We start from the raw sequence: 1671 nt of genomic DNA, 5'->3' as shown, positions 1-1671 counted from the left end.
AGATAGAGAGCTTCTTGAGGCAGGTTATCAAAAAATTCGCCTGTATACTGATACATTATACTATCTCAATAGCGGAACTGTGTCGGACTATTGCGCCAGTTTTCACGATCTGTCGAACGCATGCTTTACTCGAATCTAGCGGGTGTTAGGGACCCGGCCAGTTCACGGCCTGTTAAGCATGAGCAAGCTAACACGATTGGCGACGGCCTTGGTATACTGGCCGATCAGTGCGAGCCGGAAGAGAGACCAGTCGTGGGGCGGCTGCGGCCGTGGATCAACCGCCACTCAGGAACAATACGCGGCCGCCATCAGTTCCATCAGTTGCGCCTGCTGGCCGGCGCTCGGCGGGAACGTCGAAGCATGTGATCAACGCGGCCACCGGCGCATCGCCCTCAATAGCTGCCGCGACAGACATTGCCCCCGCTGCCAATCGCTGGCGCGCGCGCAATGGCTGGATAGAGCGTCCCGCCGAGCTTCTTGACACACAGCGTTTTCACGTCGTCTTCACGCTGCCGGAGCCGCTGCCCGTCTACGGCCTTCTCTTCCGCGTCGCCGCTGCGACCCTGCGCACTTCCTGGAACTTCCATGCGATAAACAATCGTCGGAACAGGCGCGAGAGTACGCGGACCGGGAGGAAGAAGCAGGGCTGCAGGCGATCCAGGATGACCGTCGCGAGGCAAATCCTCCGCCGGTGACGAGGCAGTGCAGATGCGGATGATGAAGCAGGTTCTGGCCCCAGGTGTGCAGGCACGGCGAAGAAACCAATCTCGGCGCGCAGGTGCTTGGGATCGGCGGCGCCAAATAGCGCCGAAATGGCGTCGCGCTCCCGCAGGGCTGCAAGCCAGAGAAGAACTGCACCTGGCCGGCCACCGCTACGTCTATGGCAAGCCGCCTTCGCCGGACCCGTTTCTGCGGCTACCTCGGCCGCTACACGCACCGCGGCGCCATTTCCAACAACCACCTCATCGACATCGAGGACGGCTGTTCGTTTCCGCTGGAAGTACTATCGGCACGGCAATCGGCAAAAGGTCATGGCCGTCTCGGCCGACGAGTTCATTCGCCGCTTCTTGTTGCAACTCCTGCCCCGCCGCTTCCATCGCATCCGCTACTACGGCTTTCTCGGCATTCGTACCGCACCCAAAAAGCTTGCCCACTGCTGCGACCTGCTCGGGTTGCGTTCGCGATGTGGTGTATCGGGGATCTACTAGAGCTTATTGAAGGTCCACGATCATTGCGACCAGCCGCTCGCGGACAGCTTCGTCAAGGATGAATTGATCGTGCTCTCGGGCACCGCTCGCGATCTTCGCGGGCCTTGCTTAGAATACGGAGCTTCTCGTATTCAACCACGTTCCGCCTTGTCCGATTTCCGACAATGTCGGATGCGCTGCGTAGTAGAGTCAGATCTATCAGGTTGGTTTGAAACCGTTTTCTTGTCTGGCACGGAACATGCGGTGTCATCCGCAAACGCGTTACGGACTGGAGACATCGTCCCATGCTTACGCTCACCGAAAATGCCGCCGCTCCGGGTCTCCCGCTTGCAGAACGATCCAAAGGTGAGGCTCGAGAAAGTCCTGACAGCACGAAGACGATTGCTTTCGTCCTCCGCTCGGGCGGCGAATTCGAGCCGGGCCATGTTGTCCGTCTGTTGAACCAGGTGACCGAGCATTTGCC

General features: G+C 59.4%; 3 pseudogenes. 2 read left to right on the top strand and 1 reads right to left on the bottom strand.

Going from position 1 to position 1671, the window contains the following annotated elements:
- Positions 1-337: 337 nt before the first annotated feature.
- Positions 338-569, top strand: a pseudogene (locus EOA85_RS34705) (transposase zinc-binding domain-containing protein); the annotation flags it as partial.
- A gap of 20 nt (positions 570-589) precedes the next feature.
- Here EOA85_RS34705 and EOA85_RS34700 read toward each other — a convergent pair.
- Positions 590-796 (bottom strand): annotated as a pseudogene (locus EOA85_RS34700) (transposase); the annotation flags it as partial.
- Positions 797-822: 26 nt separating this feature from the next.
- Between EOA85_RS34700 and EOA85_RS34695 the strand changes: the two are divergent.
- Positions 823-1121 (top strand): annotated as a pseudogene (locus tag EOA85_RS34695) (transposase); the annotation flags it as partial.
- Between the last annotated feature and the right edge of the window lie 550 nt (positions 1122-1671).

The organism is Mesorhizobium sp. M5C.F.Ca.IN.020.29.1.1 (genome assembly GCF_003997375.1).
GTDB lineage: Bacteria > Pseudomonadota > Alphaproteobacteria > Rhizobiales > Rhizobiaceae > Mesorhizobium > Mesorhizobium wenxiniae.
The sequence above is the reverse complement of the archived record's forward strand: the minus strand, read 5'-3'. Positions and strand labels throughout refer to the sequence as shown.